Annotated in this window: 10 protein-coding genes and 1 rRNA gene; 7 read left to right on the forward strand and 4 right to left on the reverse strand. The window is 66.2% G+C overall.

Annotated elements, in window-relative coordinates; all coding sequences use genetic code 11:
- A 5S ribosomal RNA gene (gene rrf / locus ACVOLJ_RS17580) occupies nt 1-107 on the forward strand; the annotation flags it as partial.
- A 224-nt stretch (nt 108-331) separates the two neighbouring features.
- On the opposite strand, the gene ACVOLJ_RS17585 is transcribed toward rrf, so the two are convergent.
- Both ACVOLJ_RS17585 and ACVOLJ_RS17590 read right to left on the reverse strand, forming a co-directional pair.
- Nucleotides 332-2,044 (reverse strand): M28 family metallopeptidase, encoded by a 1,713-nt coding sequence (locus ACVOLJ_RS17585; RefSeq protein WP_475279522.1) that lies wholly within the window; start codon nt 2,042-2,044, stop codon nt 332-334.
- Between the two features lie 78 nt (nt 2,045-2,122).
- Nucleotides 2,123-2,785, reverse strand: a complete 663-nt coding sequence (locus tag ACVOLJ_RS17590; protein WP_481564716.1) for a DUF4097 family beta strand repeat-containing protein — start codon at nt 2,783-2,785, stop codon at nt 2,123-2,125.
- A gap of 94 nt (nt 2,786-2,879) precedes the next feature.
- Here ACVOLJ_RS17590 and ACVOLJ_RS17595 point away from each other — a divergent pair, with 94 nt between their 5' ends.
- Nucleotides 2,880-4,187 (forward strand): murein hydrolase activator EnvC family protein, encoded by a 1,308-nt coding sequence (locus tag ACVOLJ_RS17595; RefSeq protein WP_475279520.1) that lies wholly within the window; start codon nt 2,880-2,882, stop codon nt 4,185-4,187.
- A 107-nt stretch (nt 4,188-4,294) separates the two neighbouring features.
- Nucleotides 4,295-5,779: a S41 family peptidase gene (locus ACVOLJ_RS17600; RefSeq protein WP_481564717.1), complete on the forward strand. Its 1,485-nt coding sequence runs from the start codon at nt 4,295-4,297 to the stop codon at nt 5,777-5,779.
- Between the two features lie 136 nt (nt 5,780-5,915).
- On the opposite strand, the gene ACVOLJ_RS17605 is transcribed toward ACVOLJ_RS17600, so the two are convergent.
- Nucleotides 5,916-6,608: a rhomboid family intramembrane serine protease gene (locus tag ACVOLJ_RS17605; RefSeq protein WP_025878304.1), complete on the reverse strand. Its 693-nt coding sequence runs from the start codon at nt 6,606-6,608 to the stop codon at nt 5,916-5,918.
- Between the two features lie 225 nt (nt 6,609-6,833).
- Between ACVOLJ_RS17605 and ACVOLJ_RS17610 the strand changes: the two genes are divergently transcribed.
- The 4 genes from ACVOLJ_RS17610 (at nt 6,834) to ACVOLJ_RS17625 (ending at nt 10,432) form a co-directional block, all read left to right on the forward strand.
- Nucleotides 6,834-8,177 (forward strand): outer membrane protein transport protein, encoded by a 1,344-nt coding sequence (locus ACVOLJ_RS17610; RefSeq protein ID WP_475279518.1) that lies wholly within the window; start codon nt 6,834-6,836, stop codon nt 8,175-8,177.
- Between the two features lie 106 nt (nt 8,178-8,283).
- Nucleotides 8,284-8,730, forward strand: a complete 447-nt coding sequence (locus ACVOLJ_RS17615; RefSeq protein WP_475279517.1) for a hypothetical protein — start codon at nt 8,284-8,286, stop codon at nt 8,728-8,730.
- 42 nt (nt 8,731-8,772) lie between these two features.
- Entirely contained in the window at nt 8,773-9,378 is a 606-nt protein-coding gene (pnuC, locus tag ACVOLJ_RS17620) for a nicotinamide riboside transporter PnuC (protein ID WP_481564718.1), read from the forward strand.
- Between the two features lie 88 nt (nt 9,379-9,466).
- A complete protein-coding gene (locus ACVOLJ_RS17625; protein ID WP_481564719.1) occupies nt 9,467-10,432 on the forward strand; it encodes an AAA family ATPase in 966 nt (321 codons plus the stop codon).
- 88 nt (nt 10,433-10,520) lie between these two features.
- Here ACVOLJ_RS17625 and putA read toward each other — a convergent pair whose 3' ends face one another.
- Nucleotides 10,521-13,739: a bifunctional proline dehydrogenase/L-glutamate gamma-semialdehyde dehydrogenase PutA gene (putA, locus tag ACVOLJ_RS17630; protein ID WP_481564720.1), complete on the reverse strand. Its 3,219-nt coding sequence runs from the start codon at nt 13,737-13,739 to the stop codon at nt 10,521-10,523.
- Nucleotides 13,740-13,951: the final 212 nt, after the last annotated feature.

The raw sequence follows: 13,951 nt of genomic DNA on the forward strand, positions 1-13,951 counted from the left end.
AATTAGCGCTATGGAACCACCCGATCCCATCCCGAACTCGGAAGTGAAACGTAGCTGCGCCGATGGTAGTGTGGCCTAAGCCATGCGAGAGTAGGTCATCGCCAGGGTTTACATCCAAAACCCCGCTGCTCACGCAGCGGGGTTTTTTTTATGCGCCAGAAAACCACAGGCGGTAGATCCACGCCACGCGTGGATGCTCTCTGCGCCGGAACCCCGATCCCAACCAAGGGAGGCAACTGCCAACGGCCTGCCGGACGCGCCGTGTACGCACGCACAAAAAAGCGGCGCCCTTGCGGGCGCCGCTTTGGTTGCCTTACTGCCTTGCCCGAAATTACTTGGCTGCGGCGGGGGCCTTGTTCTTCATCATCGCGTCGCGGGCTGCCTTGAACGGGTTGCCTTCGTACCAGTTCGGCCAGCGATCGCCAGCGGCCAGCTCCTTGCCGACGCCGTACATCAATTGCAGGTCTTCGACCGCGCCATCCAGCTTCCAGGTGGCGGCGTCAAACTCGTCCTTCGGGCCGTGGTAGCGGTTGGCGCCGTAGTCGGCTGCAGCCTTGCGGCCGGCTTCCACGCCACCGTCGCGCAGGTCCTCGCCACCGTCGGCGTAGAGAGCCGGCACGCCCGCCTTGGCGAAGTTGAAGTGGTCCGAACGGAAGTAGAAACCACTCTGTACCGAGGTCTCACCGTGCAGGGTACGGTCCTGGGCGGCAGCCAGCGGCTTGAGGATGTCTTCCAGTTCCGAGCTGCCGAAGCCTGTGACGGTCACGTCCTTGGCACGACCGGCCACCGACATTGCGTCGATGTTGATCACGCCGGCGATCTTGTCCAGCGGGAAGGTCGGGTGGGCGACGTAGTACTTCGAACCCAGCAGGCCGGATTCTTCCAGGGTCACCGCCAGGAACACCACCGAACGTTCCGGCTTGGGTTCCTGATGGGCCATTGCTTCGGCTACCTCAAGAATGCCGGCCACGCCGGTCGCGTTGTCGACGGCACCGTTGTAGATGTTGTCGCCGTGTTCGCCCTCGTGCTTGCCCAGGTGGTCCCAGTGCGCCATGTACAGCACGGCCTCATCGGCGCGCTTGCTGCCAGGCAGTACGCCCACGACGTTGCGTGACTGCTTCTGCGCGACCTGGCTCTTCAGGTCCACCGCGGCGGTGGCCTTCAGCGGGACCGGCTTGAACCCGCGCTTGCTGGCGTCCTTGTAGGCCTGGGCCAGATCAAGGCCGGCGCCGGCGAACAGCGTCTTGGCCGCGTCGGCGCTCAGCCAACCCTGCACCGGCAGGCGCGGTTCGGCGTCGTCCTTGGCGGGAAGGTCGTACTGCGGCCCCGCCCAGGAGTTCTTCACCACGTCCCAGCCGTAGGAGGCGCCGGCGGTATCGTGCACGATCAGCGCAGCAGCAGCGCCCTTGCGCGCGGCCTCTTCGAACTTGTAGGTCCAGCGACCGTAATAGGTCATGCGCTTGCCGTCGAACAGCTTCTCGTCGTCGACGTGGAAGCCAGGGTCATTGACGAACATGACCACCGTCTTGCCCTTCCAGTCCTGTCCGGCGTAATCGTTCCATTTCTGCTCGGGCGCATCCACGCCGTAGCCGACGAATACCAGGTCACTGGCGTCGACCTTCACTTCAGTCTGTCCGGTGCGGGTACCCACCACCATGTCGGTGCCGAACTTCAGCTCGGTGGTCTTGCCGGCCTGGGTGATCTTCAGCACGGTCGACTCGTCGGCCGTGGTTTCGGTCATCGGCACGTCCTGGAACCAGCTGTCGCCATTGCCGGGTTGCAGGCCGATGCGCTGCATCTGGTCGCGGATGTAATTGACCGTCAGCTCTTCACCCTTGCTGCCGGGCGAACGTCCTTCGAACTCATCGGAGGCGAGCGTCTTCACCATCTCGCCGAAGTCGCCGGCAGTGATCTCCGGCGAGAAAGCATGGGCGGCCGCCTTGGCCGAGGCGTCGGCAGCGGGCGCAGGTGCCGGGGTGTCATCGCCTTTGCAGGCGCTGAGCGCGGCCGCAGCGGCCAGGCACAGAAGGAGTTTGCGGGGCATCATGGGTTCCTGGAAACACAAGGGGCGGCCGCGCGGTGCGCACGACCGGTAACGGGGAGTATCGCCCAAGCCGCAGGCTCAGTCCGCCGGGGCGGTATCGGTATCGAACGGGATCGGATCGGCGCCGGTGACTGGACCGATGCGGGCACTGCGGTGTACGTACAGCACCACCTCGCGCTCGAACAGCAGGCTGCCATCGACCACGGCATTGGGGCCGATGATGATCCGCGGCTTGCGGCTGGCGGTCAGCGAGACACTGAAATTGGGTTTGTGCACGCGCACGCCACCGCCGACCTGCGAGCCGATGCCGACGGTGATGTCGCCGTTCACGGTCTCCACGTCCTTGCGCACGCGGCTGCCCACCAGCCCGATACCGCCGTTGACCGTTTCCACGCCGCCTTCGATCTGGCTGCCCTGGTCGCTGAAGATGCTGCCGTTGACCGTGCTGACATCGCCATGGGCGGTCACTTCGCGGCCCAGGCGGACGCCACCATTGACCGTCTCGATGCTGCCGGTACGGGCCCGATCGGCCACCTTGATGCCGCCATTGACGGTGTCGATGCTGCCGGTTTCCACGCCTTCGCCGACCCGGATACCGCCATTGACGGTATCCAGCTTGCCGTAGCGCTGGCCCGGCTCGGCGCTGATGCTGCCGTTGACCTTGCTGACGTCGGTCTGGGCCCAGGCGGGGCCGCAGGCCAGTGCAACACCCAACAGCAGCGGAATGGAGAGAGCTTTCATGGGAACCTCGTTGTTGTGCGGCTGGCAGGCCGCGTGCGGAGATGTCACCATTCCCCACGATCCTCCGCATCTGCCTGAAGTCACTGGAAAGCCCTTGCGCAACAACGTCTTCCCCTCACGCCGGCATCACATCACCCCCCTGCGCGGTGGACGATGCCTGTTGCTGGGAATGGCCTTGGCGCTTGCGCTGCCATTGCCGGGCGTGGCGCAGACCGCTTCGACCCGGGAGGCCGAGCGCAAGCTGCAGAAGCTGCGCACCGAGCTGAAAGGCGTGGCGCAGGAGCGTCGGCAGATCGAGGGGCAGCGCGGCCACGCATCGCAGCAGTTGCGCGAGGCGGATGAAAAGGTCGCACGCAGCGGACGGACGCTGGCACAGACCGAAGCGGCACTGCGTGAGCAGAGCCGGGCACTGTCCGAGGCCGAGCAGCGCCGCGATGCGTTGCAGTCCAACCTGGCAAAACAGAATCGTGAACTGGCGGGCCTGCTGCGCGCGGCCTACCAGCTGGGCAACCACGCCCCGTTGAAGCTGCTGTTGTCGCAGGACACGGTGGCCGATGCCAATCGTGCGCTGGCCTATCACCGCTACCTGCAGCGCGAGCGTGCACAGCGCATCACTACCTTGACTGCGGACCTGAAGGAACTGGAGACGCTGCAGGCGCAGATCGCCCAGCGCCAGCAACAGCTGCAGGGCGTTCAGCGCGACCAGAAGCAGCAGGTCGCCACGCTGGCCTCGGACCGCCGCGAGCGTGCGCAGACCGTGGCCTCGCTGGACGAGCGTTTCAAGGACAAGCGCGAAAAGGAACAGGCGCTGGGCCAGGATGCCAAGGCACTGGAAACCCTGCTGGCCAATCTGCGCGCCGCCGCTGCCCGTGCCGAGGCCGAGCGTCGCGCTGCCGCACGCAAGGCAGCCGCCGAGAAAGCCGCCGCCGAGCGTGCGGCCCGCCAGGCCGCCGCTGCCGGCCGCCCACCGCCGGCGCCCACCAAGGTTCCTCCTGCGGTTGCTTCCGCACCCGCACCGAAGGTCGGTGGATTGGGGTGGCCGTTGTCCGGCAACCTGCTCGCCCGCTACGGCGGCAAGCTGCCCGATGGCCGCACCAGCAGCGGCGTCCTGATCGGTGCACCCGCCGGCAGTACCGTCACCGCCGTGGCCGATGGCACCGTGGTGTTTTCCGATTGGATGACCGGCTACGGCATGATCCTGATCGTCGACCATGGCAATGGCTACATGAGCCTGTACGCCCACAACGACACCCTGCTGAAGGACGCCGGCGCACGCGTCAGCCGTGGCGACGCCGTCGCCAAGGTCGGCAATTCCGGTGGACAAGGCGTGACTGCGCTGTACTTCGAGCTGCGTCGTGGTGGCCAACCGGTCAATCCGGACAGCTGGCTGCAGCGGCGCTGAATTCCGGCTGGCCCCACAGCGCCGGATTCAACGGGAATTTAGCCACGCTTCGCGCATAATCGGTGCATGTGCCTTGGGCACGATGCCATCGTCGACAGGAGTGATCCATGCGCGCAGCCCGTACCGCTACCCTCTTGCTGGCTCTGTTGCCGGCCCTGTCCTGGGCACAGCAGACCGCACCCGCACCGGCCAGGGAAACCGCCGGGCAGGCAGCAAGCAACGAGGAGGCGGTGACCTCGAAGGTGCCGCTGGAGGACATCCGTCGATTCGTCGCCGTCTACAACGCGGTCCGTGCCGCCTACGTCGATCCAGTCGATGACAACAAGCTGATGCAGTCGGCCGTGCGTGGCCTGCTGCTCGACCTCGATCCGCACAGCACCTACTTCAACAAGGAAGATGCCGAGGCGTTCGACGAACAGGCCAATGGCGCCTATGAAGGCATTGGCGTGGAGCTGCAGCAGCAGCCGGACAACGCCAGCATGAAGGTGATTTCGCCGATCGACGATACCCCGGCTGCGAAGGCCGGCATTCTTGCCGGTGATCTGATCATCGCCATCGATGGCAAGCCGATCAGTGCGATCGACGCCAGTGAGCCGCTGCGTGGCCCGGCCGGCAGCAAGGTGGTGCTGACCATTGTCCGCGACGGCAAGCCGAAGCCCTTTGATGTCAGCCTGACCCGGCAGACCATCCGCGTGACCAGCGTGAAGAGCCGCATGCTGGAACCGGGCTACGGCTACATCCGCCTGAGTACCTTCCAGGCCGATACCGGATCTGATTTCCAGAAGCACCTGCAGCAGTTGCAGAAGCAGTCCGGTGGCGCATTGAAGGGGTTGGTACTGGACCTGCGCAGCAATCCGGGCGGCCTGCTGACCGCGGCGGTGCAGGTGGCCGATGACCTGCTCGACAAGGGCAACATCGTCAGTACGCGGGGCCGCATCAGCATCAGTGATGCACGCTTCGATGCGACCCCGGGGGACCTGCTGAAGGGCGCCCCGGTGATGGTGCTGGTGGACGCCGGTTCGGCCAGCGCGTCGGAAGTGCTGGCCGGTGCCCTGCGCGACAACAAGCGTGCGCGCGTGATCGGCAGCCGTACCTTCGGCAAGGGCTCGGTGCAGACGGTGCTGCCGCTGGACAACGGTGATTCGGTGAAGCTGACCACGGCGCGGTATTACACGCCCAGCGGCAAGTCGATCCAGGCCACCGGCATCGTGCCGGAAGTGGAACTGAAGGCAGCCCCGCGTCCGGAGGAAGAGGCACTGCCGGCCAGCCTGAGCGACTACAGCGAAGCGACCCTGCCCGGTCACCTGCGCGGCGACGACGAAGGGACCGAGGGCTACCGTGCCGGTGCCGTGCTGCCGGGCGACGGCCCGATCAACGACGCACTGGCCGAACTGAAGAACCCCGGCTCGGTGGCAGCACGGCTGAAGGCCGAGGCGGCGAAGGCCGAAGCTGACAAGGCGGCGAAGGCGGCAGCAGCAAAGCCGGCGCCGAAGCCCGACGCCAAGCCGGAAGCCAAGCCGGAAGCCAAGCCGGAAGCAAAGCCCGAAGCAAAGCCGGAAGCAAAGCCGGCCGAGACGCCTGCCAAGCCCTGACGGTAGCGCCGGGCCATCCCGGCGAACCCTGCCCGTGAACTCCACCGCCGGTTACGCAGAATGATCCCGGCCCGGTGTCAGCCCGGGCCCAGGGAATGAAGCGATTGCCGGCCAGCGGCCGGCATTGCCCACCCTGCTAGAACCCGTGCCGCTTGCGCAGTCGCCGTGCGATCGCGGCACGCACGTACATGCCGTACACCACGCCGAACACGAAGCCACCGATGTGCGCCCACCAGGCCACCATGCCGAAGGTCGGGCCGATGTAGGCGAACACCACCTGCAGCGCCGCCCACACCCCGATCAGCAGATAGGCCGGGGCCCGCACGAATTCCAGGAACAGGCCCAACGGGATCACCACGCCCAGCCGCGCGCCCGGGAACAGCGCCAGGTAGGCGCCGATCAGCGCCGATACCGCGCCGCTGGCGCCGATGATGATCTGGTCCGGGCTGCCCATGGTGTAGATCGCCACCAGGTTGGAGATCGCCCCACCGACCAGGAACAGCAGCAGCAGCCGCCATGGCCCCAGCACCCGCTCGGCGGGCAGGCCGAAGATGAGCAGGAACACCAGGTTGCCCAGCAGGTGCGACCAGTCGGCGTGCAGGAACAGGGCGGTGAACAGGCGCAGCACGCTGCCGTCCTGCAGGGTCGCCCACCAGTCCAGCGGATGGGTCAGTCCGGTGGACAGCGCGCCCCAGTCCAGCCAGAGGCTGCCGCGGGCGTCGTCCGGGCGCGAGATCGACCACAGGAATGCCAGCCACAGTGCCGCAAACAGCACGGGAGTGGCCCAGCGCAGGGTCGCCTTCTTGCGCGATGGGAGGGAGACGAACATGGCATAAGCCTAGCGCGCGGGCGCTTTTGGCGGGGAAAGTCCTGTTCAGCTTTTGCGGCGAAAAAAGCGCCGCCGCTGTTATTGTTTCATTAACGGCTCTGGGTAATACTCGCATACGGCGTCGTATGTCGGGAGGGGAATCCGGCGCGCTTCGAAGGGCCATCCGGCCTGACGGGCGCAGGCGCACTCAGAGCACCATCACCGCTTACCGGAGAGAGAACTACGATGCAAACTGCTTCCACCATTGCCCGCCTGACCCTGCTGGCCGTCGGCGTTGCCGGTGCGCTGGCCGCCGCCGATGCCAATGCCGCCGCCTTCCAGCTGAAGGAAAACAGCGCCAAGGGCCTGGGCCGCGCCTTTGCCGGTTCCGGCAGCGCCGAAGGCGACGCTTCCATCATCGCCGTCAACCCGGCCGGCATGCGCCAGCTCGACGGCACCATGGTCCAGGGTGACCTGAGCGCCATCAGCTTCAAGGCGGAGTTCAAGGGTTCCGGCCGCAAGCCGACCGGTGCCGCACAGACCGGCGGTGACGGTGGCGACGCCGGCATGATCGCCCCGGTTCCGGCCGCTTACTTCCACATGCCGATCGGTGAGAAGGCGCACTTCGGTGTCTCGCTGACCGCACCGTTCGGTTTCAAGACCCAGTACGACAATGCCTGGGTGGGTCGTTACAGCGGTCTGAAGACCGACCTGAAGGCCATCGACCTGGGCTTCGCTGCCTCGTACGACGTCAATCCGTACGTGTCCTTCGGTGCATCGGTGTTCGTTGAGCACCTGACCATCGAACTGAGCAACAACATCGACTTCGGCACCGCGCTGGCCCAGTCCCGCGTTCCGGGCTTCGCCCCGGGCAGCGCCGACGGCAAGTTGACCGTTGAAGGCGACAACAACGCCGTGGGTTGGACCGTGGGCGGCCTGTTCAGCCCGGACGAGAACACCCACATCGGTATCAGCTACCGTTCCAAGGTCGAGCACAAGATCACCGGTGGCGACGCCACCTTCGACGTGCCGTCCAATGCGGCTGCCGTGCTGGCCGTGGCCCAGCCGGGTCGTTTCGTCAGCACCAGCGGCAAGGCGACGGTGACCATGCCGGCATCGGCCACCCTGAGCGTGACCCACAAGGTCAATGACCGTTGGACCGTGATGGGTGACGTGACCCGCACCGCCTGGTCGACCGCCTTCGACAGCGTGACCATCGACTACGCCTCGGCGCAGCCTGATTCGGTGCTGGACTTCGGTTACCGCGACACCACCTTCGTTTCGCTGGGTGCTGATTTCAAGCTGAGCGATACGGTCACCCTGCGTGGTGGTGTGGCGCTGGACCAGACCCCGACCACCGACGCTCACCGCGACGTGCGCGTGCCCGATACCAGCCGCAAGTGGCTGTCGCTGGGCGTAGGCTGGACCCCGTCGGAGAACACCGAATACAACTTCGGCTACACCCACCTGTTCACCAGCGACCCGAACGTGAACATCCCGGCGACCACCAACAACCAGGGCAACTCGCTCAACGGCAAGTACAAGGTCCGTGGCGACGTGCTGGCTGCTTCGTTCCAGTACAAGTTCTGATTCGGGCCAAGGCCTGACGCAGTACCAAGGAGGCCCCGCGCAAGCGGGGCCTTTTTTGTTTCCGGCAAGGCGTCATCCACGCGTGAGGTGGATCTACCATGTGGGCATGGCTGACCGTCGATATCTGAAGAAGATGGCCCGGCATTGGGCAGAGGAAGAATCCAGGGCAAACGCGATCCTCGATCGCGTGCTGGATTCGGCATGGTTCGATTACTGGCATACCCACCTGGATTGGAAGGGCCGCGGCAATCGGCATGTGACTGACCGCGCCGCCGTTGCTGCCGCCCTGCTGCGGTTGCTTGAGCGGGCCGAATCCATGGGCCGGGAGGACGTGCAGTGCTGGGTGATGCTGGCGCCGGACACCGGCCAGAGCGCGCTGTTCCTGCATTCACCGAATCCACAGGGCAGCTGTTGGCCCCATCTGTTTGATGGCACACGCTGGGATGCCGAGCCGCCGGGTTGGCTGGCGCCCCTGCGTTCGCCCACGCGGCTGCAGTTTGGAAACTGGGGAAGCGGCGAGGCCCAGCGATGGATGGTGCGCGCAAGGCCGTGATGCCCATCCACGCGTGGCGTGGATCTACGCGACAATGGCGGCATGAACCTGTCTGATCCGAATTTCCAGCTGGAGCTGGCCGCCAACATCGCTGTCGCCGGCTCGATCCTGCTGGCCGGCCGCAACAACGTGCATACGTGGTGGCTGGGCATCGTCGGCTGCGCGCTGTTCGCCGCCGTATTCGAGCGCTCGCACCTCTACGCGGACATGGTCCTGCAGTTCTTCTTCGTGGTCATCAGCGTGTTCGGCTGGTGGCAGTGGCTGCGCGGCGACCACGGTGCGCCGCTGCCGATCACCCGCATGCGCGCGCATGCTTGGGCTTGGCTGCTGCCGCTGGCGGTGCTGGCAACCTTCGGCTATGGCTGGATGCTGACGCGGCTGACCAACGCGTACGCGCCTTATGTCGATTCGGCGGTGCTGGTACTGAGTGTGATCGCGCAGGTCCTGATGATGCGGCGCAAGCTGGAATCCTGGTGGGTGTGGCTGCTGGTGAACACCATCGCCGTGCCGCTGTACTACAGCCGTGGCCTGCACCTGACCTCGATCCTGTACGTCGGCTTCTGGATCAACGCGCTGGTGGCGCTGCGGCATTGGCGGCGGTTGATGCAGAACCAGGCGACGGCGGGCACGACAGCCAATGCCGCATGAGGCGGTGCCGCGTGGCCTGGTGGTGGGGAAATTCTGCCCGCTGCACCGCGGCCACCAGCGGCTGATCGCGTTCGCTGCGGAGCGCTGCATGCAGCTGTTGGTGGTCGGCTGGTCGCAGCCCGGCTTCGCCGGCTACAGCGCTGCCCGCCGCGAGCGGTGGCTGCGTGCCTGCTTTCCGCAGGCGACGGTGGTGGTGCTTGATGATGCACGCCTGGCTGCGATGTGTGAGCAGCACGCGGTGCCGGTACGCGCGTTGCCACTGGATTCGGACAGCGAACAGCTGCAGCGCGAATTCACTGCCTGGCTGTGCGTGACCTTGCTCGGCGGACCGGTGCAGGCGGTGTTCACCGGCGAAGACTATGGCGATGGCTTCGCCTCGGCGCTGGCGACGTACTTCGGTGCGCCGGTACTGCACCATCGGCTGGAACGAAGCACCGATGTCGGTCAGGCCAGCGGCACCGAGCTGCGGGCCGACCCGCACGCGCACCGGAGCAGCCTGAGCCCGGCCGTATACGCCGAGCATGTGCAGCGCGTGGCCTTCATTGGTGGCGAATCCACGGGCAAGAGCACGCTGGCGCGCGTGCTTGCCGAGCGGCTGGATACGGTGTGGGTGCCCGAGTTCGGTCGTACCCTGTGGGAACAGCAGGGCGGCGAACTGCTGGCGCAGGATCTGCTGCGCATTGCTGAGACTCAACCCCGGCACGAGGACCGGGCCGCGCAGCACGCGCATCGTTGGCTGTTCTGCGACACCACGCCATTGGTGACGCTGGGCTACAGCGGCTGGATGTTTGGTACGACGCCCGAGCCGCTGCAGCGGGCTGCCGAACGCGGCTACGACCTGCTGTTCCTGTGTGCGCCGGATATTCCGTTCGAACAGGATGGGACGCGGGTGGGTGAGGGTTTCCGTGCACAGCAACACGCGTGGTACCTGCAGCAGCTGCAGGCGCGCGGAGTTGCGTATGTGTTGCTGGAGGGTGGCCTGGAGACGCGGATCGCGCGCGTGCAGGAAGCGCTGGCGACGCGGGCGGACAACCGGTTCAGCGTGGTGGCGTGATCATTGCCGGGCCTGCCCCGACGCGACCGCAACGGCACAAAAAACCCCGCTTTCGCGGGGTTTTTCGTTCACTGCATGACGCCTGGAATCAATCGCCCAGGGTCAGCAGCGAGGCATTGCCGCCGGCAGCGGTAGTGTTCACCGTCACCGTCTTTTCGGTGGCAAAGCGCAGCAGGTAGTGCGGGCCGCCGGCCTTCGGGCCGGTGCCGGACAGGCCCTGGCCGCCGAACGGCTGCACGCCGACCACCGCACCGATCTGGTTGCGGTTGACATAGACGTTGCCGACGTGGACGCCATTGCTGATGCGGTCCACGGTCTCGTCGATGCGCGAGTGCACGCCCAGGGTCAGGCCGTAGCCGGTGGCGTTGATCTGGTCGATCACCGCATCGAGCTGATCGCCCTTCCAGCGGATCACGTGCAGCACCGGCCCGAAGATTTCCTTCTGCAGCTGGTCCAGGTTCTTCAGTTCGTAGGCACGCGGGGCGAAGAAGGTGCCGTTGGCGGCGTCGGCAGACAGCTCGGCCGCGGCGATCAGGCGTGCTTCGCGATCCATGCGCACGGCATGGTCCTGCAGGATCTGCAACGCATCGGCATCGATCACCGGGCCGACGTCGGTGGACAGCAGGCCGGGGTTGCCGACCTTCAGTTCCTTCATCGCACCGGCCAGCATGGTCATCACCTTGTCGGCGATGTCGTCCTGCACGAACAGCACGCGTGCGGCCGAGCAGCGCTGGCCCGCGGAGGTGAAGGCCGAACCGATCGCATCCTTGACCAGCTGTTCCGGCAGCGCCGAGGAGTCGGCGATGAAGGCGTTCTGGCCACCGGTCTCGGCAATCAGCACGCCGATGGCCGCATCACGCGCAGCCATCGCACGGTTGATCGCACGGGCGGTGTCGGTGGAGCCGGTGAAGGCCACGCCGGCCACGCGCGGGTCGGCGGTCAGCGCGGCACCGACGGTGGCGCCGTCGCCCGGCAGGTACTGCACCACGTCGGCCGGCACGCCGGCATCGTGCAGCAGCTTCACCGCGTAGTAGCCGATCAGGTTGGTCTGCTCGGCCGGCTTGGCAATGACGCTGTTGCCGGCGGCCAGTGCAGCGGCCACCTGGCCGAGGAAGATCGCCAGCGGGAAGTTCCACGGGCTGATGCAGACGAACACGCCGCGGCCGTGCAGCTGCAGTTCGTTGGATTCACCGGTCGGGCTCGGCAGCTTTTCAGCATGGCTGAACTGCTCGCGCGCCTGCTTGGCGTAGTAGCGCAGGAAGTCCACCGCTTCGCGTACTTCGGCGATGCCGTCGGGCAGGCTCTTGCCGGCTTCCTTCACGCACAGCGCCATGAACTCCGGCATGCGCGCTTCCAGCTGGTCGGCGGCATGTTCGAGGATGGCGGCACGGCTGGCAGCCGGGGTGCGGTTCCAGCCCGGCTGCGCGGCCACGGCATTGGCCAGCGCCGTCTGCACGGTGGCGGCGTCGGCGGCCTGCCACTGGCCGACCACTTCACGGGTGTCGGCAGGATTGGTCACCGGCAGCACGGCGCCGGCCGGATTGGCACCCGGCACCAGCGGCGCGGCCGACCAGGGCTTCACTGCCGCGTTGAGCTGCTCGGCCAGGGCGCGCAGTTCGTTGTCGTTGGCGAGGTTGGCGCCCATGGAGTTCTTCCTGTCGTGGTTCTGGCTGCGCAGCAGGTCGACCGGCAGCGGGATTTTCGGATGTGGGATCGAATCGAACGAGGCAACCATCTCGACCGGATCACGGACCAGGTCGGCAATCGGCACGCGCTCATCGGTGATGCGGTTGACGAAGCTGGAATTGGCGCCGTTTTCAAGCAGGCGACGTACCAGGTACGGCAGCAGGTCTTCATGCGAACCCACCGGTGCGTACACGCGGCACGGCAGGTTCAGACGGTCGGCCGGTACCACTTCGGCGTACAGGTCATCGCCCATGCCGTGCAGCTTCTGGTGTTCGTACACACCGCCATTGGCGATGCTGCGCACTGCGGCGATGGTGTGCGCGTTGTGCGTGGCGAACATCGGGTAGATGGCGTCGGCATGGGTGAACAGGCGCTTGGCGCAGGCAAGGTAGGACACGTCGGTGTTCTGCTTGCGGGTGAACACCGGGTAGCCCGGGTAGCCTTCGATCTGCGCGCGCTTGATCTCGGCGTCCCAATAGGCGCCCTTGACCAGACGCACCTGCAGGCGGCGACCGGCGCGGCGGGCCATGTCGGCCAGGTGGTCGATCGTGTACGGGGTACGCTTCTGGTAGGCCTGTACGACCACGCCGAATCCATCCCAGCCGGCCAGCGAGGCATCGCCGAACACCTGCTCGATGATGTCCAGCGACAGTTCCAGGCGGTCGGATTCTTCGGCATCGACGGTGCAGCCGATGCCGTAGCTCTTGGCCAGCTGTGCCAGTTCCAGCACGCCCGGCACCAGGTCTTTCAGCACGCGCGCACGCTTGGCGTGCTCGTAGCGCGGGTACAGTGCCGACAGCTTGATCGAGATGCCGGGGGCGTTGTTGACGTCGCCCTCCGGGCGGCCACCGCGTGCCTTGTGATCGCCACCGATGGCGTGGATCGCACGTCGGTAGTCTTCCAGGTAGCGCAGGGCGTCCTTCATGGTCAGCGCGCCTTCGCCGAGCATATCGAACGAGTAGCGGTAACTGGCGTTGTCGCCCTTGTGCGAGCGCGACAGTGCTTCGCTGATGGTGCGGCCCATGACGAACTGGTGGCCCATGATCTTCATCGCCTGGCGCACGGCCAGGCGCACCACCGGCTCACCGACGCGGCCGACCAGGCGCTTGAACGCGCTGGGCGCATCGGCGCGGGTGGCATCGTTCATCTGCACCAGCTTGCCGGTCAGCATCAGGCCCCAGGTCGATGCATTGACCAGCACCGAGTCGCTGCCACCCAGATGCTTTTCCCAATCGGCATCGGCCAGCTTGTCGCGGATCAGCTTGTCGGCGGTGTCCTGGTCCGGAATGCGCAGCAGCGCTTCGGCCACGCACATCAGCAGCACGCCTTCCTCGCTGCCCAGGTCGTACTGGCGCATGAAGGCTTCGATCGCGCCCTGGTCCTTGGCGCGCACGCGTACGCGGGCGACCAGGTCGGCCGCCAGTGCCTGCACCTTGGCCTGCTCGTCGGCGGGCAGGCGGGCCTGCGCCAGCAGCTCGCGCACGTGGCTGGCCTCGTCCTTCAGCCAGCCATCGGTGATGGCCTGGCGGAACGGGTTGGGGGACGCCGGCAGTTCCGGCGACAGCAGCACCGAAGGACGCGGAGCGTCGCCGGCAGCAAGGGGAGTGGAAGGTGCGTTCATGCCGATCCGGCCAGTGGAAAACTTGGCGATTTTAATCATTTTTGCGCCGTCTGGAAGTCCTTTCCCGCCACCTTCGTGAACGCTGATAGCCCCTAGCGGTGGTCGATTCAGCGTGTTCAGCAAAGTCCGCCGGTTTTGTGCCGAATTCGTCATTCGCGCCGCTGGCCTCATGCTGTATTGCAGCATCGGAAAAAGTGTGAATGCACCCTTGC

Source organism: Stenotrophomonas sp. STEN046, from assembly GCF_056759755.1.

Bases quoted from the DNA above. Each gene is read 5' to 3' on its own strand.
- pnuC (WP_481564718.1), top strand. From the start codon at position 8,773: ATGAACCTGTCTGATCCGAATTTCCAGCTGGAGCTGGCCGCCAACATC.
- ACVOLJ_RS17625 (WP_481564719.1), top strand. From the start codon at position 9,467: ATGCAGCTGTTGGTGGTCGGCTGGTCGCAGCCCGGCTTCGCCGGCTAC.
- ACVOLJ_RS17585 (WP_475279522.1), bottom strand. From the start codon at position 2,044: ATGCCCCGCAAACTCCTTCTGTGCCTGGCCGCTGCGGCCGCGCTCAGC.
- ACVOLJ_RS17615 (WP_475279517.1), top strand. From the start codon at position 8,284: ATGGCTGACCGTCGATATCTGAAGAAGATGGCCCGGCATTGGGCAGAG.
- ACVOLJ_RS17605 (WP_025878304.1), bottom strand. From the start codon at position 6,608: ATGTTCGTCTCCCTCCCATCGCGCAAGAAGGCGACCCTGCGCTGGGCC.
- putA (WP_481564720.1), bottom strand. From the start codon at position 13,739: ATGAACGCACCTTCCACTCCCCTTGCTGCCGGCGACGCTCCGCGTCCT.
- ACVOLJ_RS17610 (WP_475279518.1), top strand. From the start codon at position 6,834: ATGCAAACTGCTTCCACCATTGCCCGCCTGACCCTGCTGGCCGTCGGC.
- ACVOLJ_RS17600 (WP_481564717.1), top strand. From the start codon at position 4,295: ATGCGCGCAGCCCGTACCGCTACCCTCTTGCTGGCTCTGTTGCCGGCC.
- ACVOLJ_RS17590 (WP_481564716.1), bottom strand. From the start codon at position 2,785: ATGAAAGCTCTCTCCATTCCGCTGCTGTTGGGTGTTGCACTGGCCTGC.